Source organism: bacterium (assembly GCA_012517375.1).
GTDB lineage: Bacteria > Hydrothermota > Tepidihabitantia > B3-TA06 > B3-TA06 > JAAYVC01.
On sequence record JAAYVC010000064.1, the window covers coordinates 1 to 8,093 of the forward strand.

General features: G+C 51.1%; 9 protein-coding genes. 3 read left to right on the forward strand and 6 right to left on the reverse strand.

Translation table 11 applies throughout. The features are described from left to right. From GX441_06915 to GX441_06925, 3 genes are all read left to right on the forward strand, one after another. On the forward strand, nt 1–597 hold a 597-nt coding region (locus tag GX441_06915), incomplete at its 5' end, for a hypothetical protein (protein NLI98375.1). 151 nt (nt 598–748) lie between these two features. Beyond that, nucleotides 749–1,084, forward strand: a complete 336-nt coding sequence (locus tag GX441_06920) for a DUF4870 domain-containing protein (protein ID NLI98376.1) — start codon at nt 749–751, stop codon at nt 1,082–1,084. 165 nt (nt 1,085–1,249) lie between these two features. Continuing rightward, complete coding sequence (locus tag GX441_06925; protein NLI98377.1) at nt 1,250–1,576, forward strand: hypothetical protein; 327 nt, start codon at nt 1,250–1,252, stop codon at nt 1,574–1,576. A gap of 278 nt (nt 1,577–1,854) precedes the next feature. Here the strand turns inward: GX441_06925 and GX441_06930 are convergent, their stop codons facing one another. From GX441_06930 to GX441_06955, 6 genes are all read right to left on the reverse strand, one after another. Continuing rightward, nucleotides 1,855–2,949: an N-acetyltransferase gene (locus tag GX441_06930; GenBank protein ID NLI98378.1), complete on the reverse strand. Its 1,095-nt coding sequence runs from the start codon at nt 2,947–2,949 to the stop codon at nt 1,855–1,857. Between the two features lie 14 nt (nt 2,950–2,963). Continuing rightward, nucleotides 2,964–4,019: an aminotransferase class I/II-fold pyridoxal phosphate-dependent enzyme gene (locus GX441_06935; protein ID NLI98379.1), complete on the reverse strand. Its 1,056-nt coding sequence runs from the start codon at nt 4,017–4,019 to the stop codon at nt 2,964–2,966. Nucleotides 4,020–4,221: 202 nt separating this feature from the next. After that, nucleotides 4,222–5,187, reverse strand: coding sequence for a hypothetical protein (locus GX441_06940; GenBank protein ID NLI98380.1), 966 nt, complete (start codon nt 5,185–5,187; stop codon nt 4,222–4,224). Continuing rightward, nucleotides 5,169–6,032, reverse strand: coding sequence for a hypothetical protein (locus GX441_06945; GenBank protein ID NLI98381.1), 864 nt, complete (start codon nt 6,030–6,032; stop codon nt 5,169–5,171). Before GX441_06945 ends, GX441_06940 begins: the two co-directional genes overlap by 19 nt. Nucleotides 6,033–6,071: 39 nt before the next feature. After that, nucleotides 6,072–6,995, reverse strand: coding sequence for a hypothetical protein (locus GX441_06950; GenBank protein ID NLI98382.1), 924 nt, complete (start codon nt 6,993–6,995; stop codon nt 6,072–6,074). 252 nt (nt 6,996–7,247) lie between these two features. Further along, nucleotides 7,248–8,093, reverse strand: an 846-nt coding sequence (locus GX441_06955; GenBank protein ID NLI98383.1) for a hypothetical protein, incomplete at its 5' end; no start/stop codon positions are given.

The window sequence follows — 8,093 nt, forward strand, 5'->3', positions numbered from 1 at the left end:
AAGACGGATTCCCTGGGCGACAGCCTTTGGGCAAAGATTTACGACCCGACCTCGGTGTGGGACGCTGGCGCATCCTGCCACCAGACGCCTGACGGCGGTTACATAATCGCGGGCACCCAGGATTTCTCCATACAGCACACAGGCAAGATATGGCTCCTTAAAACCGACTCGGATGGCGAAATGCTCTGGGAGCGCACGTTTGAAGGCGATCCCGACGCACGCGGCGACTGCCTTGCCTTATGTTCTGACGGCGGCTTTGCCGTCACGGGGTTTATGAGCGTCAACGGCTCGCCCGACATCGTCCTCATCAAGACCGACTCACTCGGCTTTGTGGGAGTCGAGGAGTCTTCTTCAATACCCCCTCCTCCTCCCTTGTGGAACGTTGCCTCTGCGGTCGGTTCTGAGATTGTACTCAAGTACAAGTATCTTCCCCAAGGCTTTGCCCTGACCATCTACGACACGTCCGGCCGCAAGGTGGATGAAATCCGACCTGTTGGTCCATCGGGCGAGCTTCACTGGGGTAAGGGTCAAGTCCCCGGAGTCTACATCATCCGCGAACGGCAGGGTTCAAGGACGAAGGTTGTGCTGGTAAGATGAGCAAAAGCAAATCCTGGTTTGGATTTCTGCGAACTTTTTGCGTTAGCAAAAAGGAGCAAGAGAAGTTCGGGGTCTCATAAAAAAACGGAGCATTTTTATGGGGTGTATTTTACCTTGACATAGGGCGCGTTTGCAATAGAATTTATATGATATGGAAGACGAAAAACGCGCCCAGGCGGCAATAGGCTACATTCCGCCTTTATTCTGGATTCCGCTCTGGCTTGCGCAGGACGCGCCTTTGGCAAAGCATCACGGCAGGCAGGCGCTCGTTTTGTTTATAGCTACCGCCATCACATGGCTCGCATTTTTGATATTGCGCTTCCTTTTGGGCTGGATCGCGCCGTTCAAGTACTTCCTTCTGGTTTTTGAGGGCGCCCTTTACTTCATCTACCTTGCCTTAACTATATGGGGCATAGTGAAAGCGGCAAGGGGTGAAATGTGGCGCATCCCGATCCTCGGCGCATACTCCGACAGACTCAAAGTATAATTTACCCAAAAATAATTCTTCAGATTCTTTCGGGGACCCCCGTACAAATCCAGATGCATAGTTATCTTCATCGACTGGCTGAAGGTTTTCTTGCAGACGGTCTTGACAAACGCAGATGAGGTAAGTAGTCTTAAGTAAGACTTAAAGGAAAATGAGGTAATCCTTATGAAAAAAGTTCTGATTGCATGTCAGACGAGCGTTTTGTTGCACTTGATATCTTGTGTTACACCGTTTTACGGTACCGCAAGAGTCGAAAAGGGATTCCACATGGACGCTGGTGTTTCCGCCATGTCGTACATCGGGGCATACGGTGAATGGAATGCCCCTTCCGTGGGAGGGGTGGCAAGCATTGCTCCTTCATACGGATTCAATCCATATCTGCAGCTCGGAGGGAGATTGGGCTTAGGCTATGGCCAGACAGGTTTCATTGTCCACGATACCGCCGGCAATCCGCATAATCCGTGGGGGGTTTTTTCCCGATATTGCGCTTAACCTTCAAGCAGCCTTGCCTACCAAATCGATAACGCCTGCATTAAGAATCGAAGGAACTCTGCCCCGTATTCTTTCCGCGACATTTCTTTTGGGTATAGGTGAAAAGGAAAGAATTACTCTAGGTGTAAGGGGGGGACTAACTGGTTTTGATATCTTGGCTATTTTGCGACCTTTACCAAAGCTAGGTTTATTCATAGGGGTGAACCCCTTCTTTTTATTGAATACCCCTCGGCCTGTTGCTTCCTTAGGTATCGGTTATAAGTTTTTTTAAGACACTCTCAGAGCGGTTTCTGGTAGATGCGGTAGGTTTTTGTGCGCTTTGAGCCCCAGGACTCTATGATGCGGATGATGTCGACGTTATCCTCGAGTATCCAGCTGAACTCGCCGCCCTTGAACCCGTGCTTCTCTACGCCCTTGAATACGGAATAGTAGAGCAATGCGTCGAACCCGTACTTGCGGTACTTCGATAGAACACCGAGAATCAGTATTCTGATTCGATTGACCTTGTTCTGGTTGAATAAAACCTTGAGAAATCCGAACGGAAACATCTTTCCGTTGGCGAACCGGAGAATCTGGTTTGCATCCGGCACCGCGACCGCCATCGCAACAGGCTTGCCGTCGAGTTCTACAATAGGCACTATGTCGGGAACCGCTATAGGCTTAAGCTGCTTCACAATGTGTTCGAATTCCGCCTCCGTGAAAGGTACTGCGCCCCAGTTCTCCTTCCATGCCTCGTCGTGAACGATCTTCAAGAGCCTTGCTTCCTCGTCGAGCTTCTTCATGTTTATGGGCCGGACGTTAACCTTGTAACGCTTCTTTAATAGCCCGACTATTCTTTCGACCTTCTCGGGCATCCCGTCTTTTGTATACGCCTCGTAAGCGTAAACGTCCTTTATTTTTTTTAACCCCTCTCCCTCTAGTAACGCGGGATAGTATGCAAGTGTATATGGCATCATTACATAAGGGTCCTGGTCGAAACCGTCCACAAGAAGACCTATCTCCTCGTTTATGTTGGGATTCATAGGACCTCTGATATGTGTCATACCCTTCTCTCTGAGCCAATCGGACGCGCTTGCGATGAGCGCGTGCGCTACTTCCCGGTCATCAACGGATTCAAAGAATCCGAAGAAGCCGGTCTGCTCGTTGTAGAGCTTGTTGTGATTCCGGCATATGGTGGCGGCGATTCTGCCCGCGATTGCCCCATCCTTTTCGGCTATAAAGAGTTCCCGCTCGGCATGCTCCCAGAAAGGATTTTTCCCCGGCGTAAGCATAGCCTCCAGGTCCGATATCAAAGGCGGCACCCAGTGTCCGTTTCCTTTGTAGAGAGGCCATGTCAGTTGAACAAACTCCCTGAGTTCTTTGCGGGTCCTCACCTGCCGGACAGATATCAAAGAACCCCCGTTCTCTGTCCAACCTTCTCGAATATCTTAAGCGCTTCCTTGAGCTCCTCTTCGGTATGCGTGGCCATGTAGCTCGTACGAATTAAGGACTTTGACGGCGGCACTGCCGGAGGAATAACCGGGTTTACGAAGACGCCTGCGTTGTGAAGCTCCTGCCAGAAGTAGATGGTCTTCATGTCGTCGCCGAAGTGCAGTGGTATTACAGGTGTTTCGCTCGTGCCTATGTTGAACCCCATCTTAGGCAGCTCTGAAAGCATCATGCGGGCGTTTTTCCATAGTCGCTCGCGGCGTTCCGGCTCGGAAATCATTATTTCGAGAGACTTGAGCGCGGCTGCAGTCGAAGCAGGCGTGATGGAGGCGGAAAAAATGAGCGACCGGGCGTTGTGCCTGATGAACGTAATCACCCTCTTGTCGCCCGCCATGTAGCCTCCGAGCGATGCGAAGGATTTCGAGAAGGTTCCCATGATGAGGTCGACCTCGGACGAAAGACCGAAATGCTCGCAAACTCCTGCCCCGTTTTTTCCCATGACGCCTACCGAGTGCGCTTCGTCAACCAGAAGCCGGGCGTCGTACTTCTTGCAGACCCTGACGAGGTCGGGCAAGGGTGTTATGTCGCCTTCCATCGAGAAGATGCCGTCGACCACTACAAGCTTGCCCGAATCCTCGGGTAAGGATTCTATCACTCTGGAGAGTGATTCCATGTCGTTGTGTATAAAGCGCTTCATGGTTCCCAGGGACAGCATTGCGCCGTCGATGATGGATGCGTGGTCAAGCTTGTCTGTTATGACGAAGTCGCCCTTCTGCACGAGAGCGGAGATGGTTCCAAGGTTGGTCTGGTATCCTGTCGAGAAGCAGATGCAGTCCTCTTTATGGTTGAACTCGGCGAGCTTCTCCTCAAGTTCCAGATGGATGGCAAGTGTTCCGTTAAGGAAACGGGAGCCTGTACAGCTCGTGCCGTACTTCTCGGTAGCCTCTATTGCGGCTTCCTTGACCCGGGGGTCGGCGGTAAGCCCGAGATAGTTGTTTGAACCGAGCATAATCATCTTTTTTCCTTTGATGATTACGTCGTGGTCGGGCTGCGACCCTATAGGAAGAAAATATGGATACCATCCCTCATCCTTCGCTTTCGCGTAGATGGGGTAAAAATCTTCACACTTCTGGAACAGATCCAATAATGCCTCCGTAAGCTTTAATTCGAAAAATTTTACTCCCTATGCCCTGTTTGTCAACGTTTGTGATGCTTATTCAATTGATGATGATAAATCTCTTGAAACTGCTTCTTGCAGGATATGTAATCCGGACAGCGTAGACTCCTGAGGGAACCTTGCGTCCGAAGTCATCCCTTGCCTGCCAGGAAAGTTCGAAGTCGGGCGCCGCAACGTCGCCTGAAGTTATCTTTTGACCCGCGGTATTGAATATCTCGTAGTGAACGCTGCTCTCGCTCCAGCCGTTGGGGAAACGGATGAGCACGCTCCCGAAAGCGACCGAAGGTTCGCAGAATATCTGGCTTCGAAGCGTATCCTCGGGTGTTGTGTCCGGTCTCTCCGGTTTGTACAAGCTTACCGCATAGTATTTCGAATAGGCCGACCACGATGCCGCAGGATTGTACCAGGCGCGGCACGCAGAACCTGATGCCTCGTATAGAGCGAACGTACCGTAAGGCGGATTGGGTCCTGGGTCTGCAACGAGAACTATATGGTGCCCCAGGTAGGCGAGCGCGTCGCCCGGCTTAACCTGCGACTTCTCAATCTTGTAGGAGCGGCTGTACACTCCGTCCACATTCGTCCTCGGGATGCCCCATGTGCGGCAGACGAATGCGGAGCAGTCTATGCCCGCCGTCCAGTCAGGAGGGTAGATGCCGGTTGCCTCGCCGTAGTTGTAGTAGTGGCACATGTGGTTGCCTGCGCCAAGACTGTCGTCTTCAAGTTTGGAGATATAGCGGACGGTATCATCGTTTCCGCCGTAGGAGTAGGGAATGCCCTGATAGGTTTCGCCCGCTGTCCAGTCCGATGAGCGGTGCTCCTCGCAGCCGTGGGAGGCGAAGCCCCACCGGTAATATGCGGTATCCCAGTCCGAGGTGTTTGCGGAGTCTGCAAACCAGGTAAGGGATGCAAAACTCTCCGCCCTCTTGAGTATAAGCTCGCGGGAGGGCAGGACGCCCTGGGTCGATGTCAGGAGCGAGAGTAGTAGGATCAATACACTGCCCGCCATCTTAGTATCGCCGCCTTGCCGTCTTCGGTGGATGTAAAGGCGTAAACGTTGCCGAACTGGTCAATGGCGACGTTGCGCCAGCCTGTGTCGTAGCCGTAGAAGTTTAGAGGCATGGAGATGAAGGCAGGTTCCTCATCGGAGTCGGAGAGTGAGTATACGCTTCGCAGATAAAAGGAGCCGGATTTGTCCTGGATCATCGTCTCCTTCCCTATCCAGACACGGCCCGAACCGTAGGCCAAAAGATGCTCCTGGACCCGGCCTTCAGGAGGGTGGGGGAGTCCGAGGAACCTTATGCCTGAAACCTCGATGCCTGCTATTGAATCGGGATCGAGTTCCTTGAGTACGGCTGAGTTCGGATTCTCTCCATGCAGACCGGATTTCTCGACGCAGAAGAAGCTCATGCCAGACAGGACAAGAAGGCTGTCTGGCGGATGAGAGACGATTGCGGTCAAAGGTTGCTTAACATCGTATGCGACTCTGATTCTTTCCACCTCGGTTTCATCCTCGTAGAGCGATATCGTTGCAGGCTGTGTGCGGTTATCTAAGAGGTAGAGCTTGCCAGAGTCATCGACCGCAATATCCCACGGCTTGAACGCTGTTTTTATCTCGCTCTTGTATCTTCCCGATGTGTCGAAACACAATACCCTGGAGTTCAACTGGTCGAGGAGGTACAAAAGCGAGTCAGAGGAGACAAGGCGGTAAGGACCAAGCGGCACGTCCTCGAAGCAAATCCCGATTTGAAACTTTCCGCCGCCTTGAGAAAGCGCCACCAGAGTGTCAGGCTCTGCGTACTCGAATCCCGATGCAAGGGATACAATGAAAAGAAAACCAGCATACTTCTTCATCGCAACTAGGATAAGCTGAAGGATGAGATTGTCAAGCGGCTATTCTTTTAGTTTCCAGAGAAGGATATGGGAGTATTCTTCGAGGATATGGGTTCTGAAAAGATAAACGTCTCCTGAAGGCGATATGGCTATATCGTGGTTGGCGTAGTCGTATGACGAGCTTCCCGCTTCAAGCCCATCAAGCTGCCCAAGGATTCTTCCGTCTTTAATGACGATAAGCCTTCGCGTGATGTATTTTTCGCCCTCGTCATCTATCTGAATGGACGTGCCCACGACATACAATCTCCCTTTTCTGTCATCCGCGTGAAACTGGAAAAGCTCCCTGTCCAGAGGCTCGAGCCTGACCGGGCTAAGGGTTACGCTTTCAGTTCTGCCCGAGAATTCGGATTCCCAGGTATCTACAATCCTTCCGATATGGGAATCCAGAAGCTGGTATCTTCCCGGCCGTTCACCGACCGCAACCAACTTGTTGGGTTGTCCCTCTTCGGTCGATACAAGCCTGTATGCGAATCCTCCGGAAAGAAGCAGGCACTCGTCCGATGGCGAAACGCACACCTCGGTTATGTAGGGAGCGTCCGCAAGACTGAACCCCATGCTGCTGACCTCCTCCCCTTTGTAGTAGGTGGAGATGAATCCGGGTTCAACCCTCGACTGAAGGAACCACAGCCTGCCTTGGCTGTCATAAGTTACGTCTGCAGGACAGAAAGGCAGATGCAGGGAATCTATGACATCTCCTGAAAGATTGAACGTATAAAGTTCGTGGGTAAGCCGGGCAAGAAGATATATGGCCGTATCCGAGACGAGAAGCCTTAAAGGACCGTGGCCTGCACCCTCGCAGATGAAGCCCACGGGAGGTTCCCCGCGCTCCTTGAAGCGGCAGACCTCATGGGGTCCTTCGTACGTCAAGGCCTGAAGCGAAAGAAGGAAGCCGGAAATCGTAAAGATGGTTATTAGTCGAATCATTATTTGAGTTTATTCTTGAATATAGGAATATCGCAAAAACCGGAAACGCTCACACCATAAGCAAAGCTATTCGGGGTCCCCGAACGAATAAGAAGTATTCGTTTGGGGTGAAAATTGGTTAATATCCGTCCCATTGGCGTAGCTTACTGAGTCAAATCTCATTGTCAAGGAATCTGTTTGAGCTGACCGGGAATTCAAGGACACAACATGGGCGTCCCCAAACGAAACACTGAGAGTTCTTTTGGGGTTCTTTCAAAAATTGTACGCTATGCTTACGAAGGGCAACCCGAAAAGGGCGCAATCCAGAGTTTTAACAAAGGCGGCATCCACGCACAGACTCTTGCTAAAAAATCTGCAACCGTAGCAAAATACAGTCTGCAACACGCGATCATTATCCATAAAGATATAGTTTTCTGATACTAGTGATACGCCCTTGAATATTCTTATATCTCTCCCAAACAGAAAAACAGGCAATTTCATCCACTCATCCCTGACTATACCGTAGCCGACGCCTGCGGTTATCCTGGAATCAGGTTTTCCCGCAGAAAAAGCGCCATACGCAACACTTAGAAGAGGAAAACTGGAGCCGGGAGAATCCCAGAAAGGCATAAATACGGCAGCGCCAGCAGATAGTGCAGAATTGTCATTAACATCCATACCGAACTCGGGCATCAGGTAGAACCATTGATCCTCCCGTGAAAAAGGGATAAGAGTTGCGCCGCCGGAGACGGAGATGTTCTTCGTTATCCCATATGCAACCCTGGGCGAAAAAAGGCAATAGTCGGCTATGTAGCCTTTTCCTTTATCGAGCATTCTTCCTGACGGCGCAAGAATAAGTCTTGACGAGTTAGGGTTCGCAAACCAGTACTGACCGTTTTTTATAGCTCCTGAAGTTGCAGTCTCTATCTCTTGTATCTTGGATACAGGGACAATAATCAGACCCATGTCGGTCTGAATCTCCACTTTCTCGTCCTTGATTGCCGTAATCCTGCCTATGATGCTCGAGCCGTCCTCGAGTTTGATTATCTGAACAAAGGTCGTATCATCCAGTATCCTGAGTTCACCTTTGATTCCTGCATCCATGACAGTCGTTATTCC

Excerpts from the sequence above, each read along its gene's own strand:
- GX441_06920 (NLI98376.1), top strand. The coding sequence starts at position 749 with ATGGAAGACGAAAAACGCGCCCAGGCGGCAATAGGCTACATTCCGCCT.
- GX441_06925 (NLI98377.1), top strand. The coding sequence starts at position 1,250 with ATGAAAAAAGTTCTGATTGCATGTCAGACGAGCGTTTTGTTGCACTTG.
- GX441_06935 (NLI98379.1), bottom strand. The coding sequence starts at position 4,019 with ATGATTATGCTCGGTTCAAACAACTATCTCGGGCTTACCGCCGACCCC.
- GX441_06940 (NLI98380.1), bottom strand. The coding sequence starts at position 5,187 with ATGGCGGGCAGTGTATTGATCCTACTACTCTCGCTCCTGACATCGACC.
- GX441_06945 (NLI98381.1), bottom strand. The coding sequence starts at position 6,032 with ATGAAGAAGTATGCTGGTTTTCTTTTCATTGTATCCCTTGCATCGGGA.
- GX441_06950 (NLI98382.1), bottom strand. The coding sequence starts at position 6,995 with ATGATTCGACTAATAACCATCTTTACGATTTCCGGCTTCCTTCTTTCG.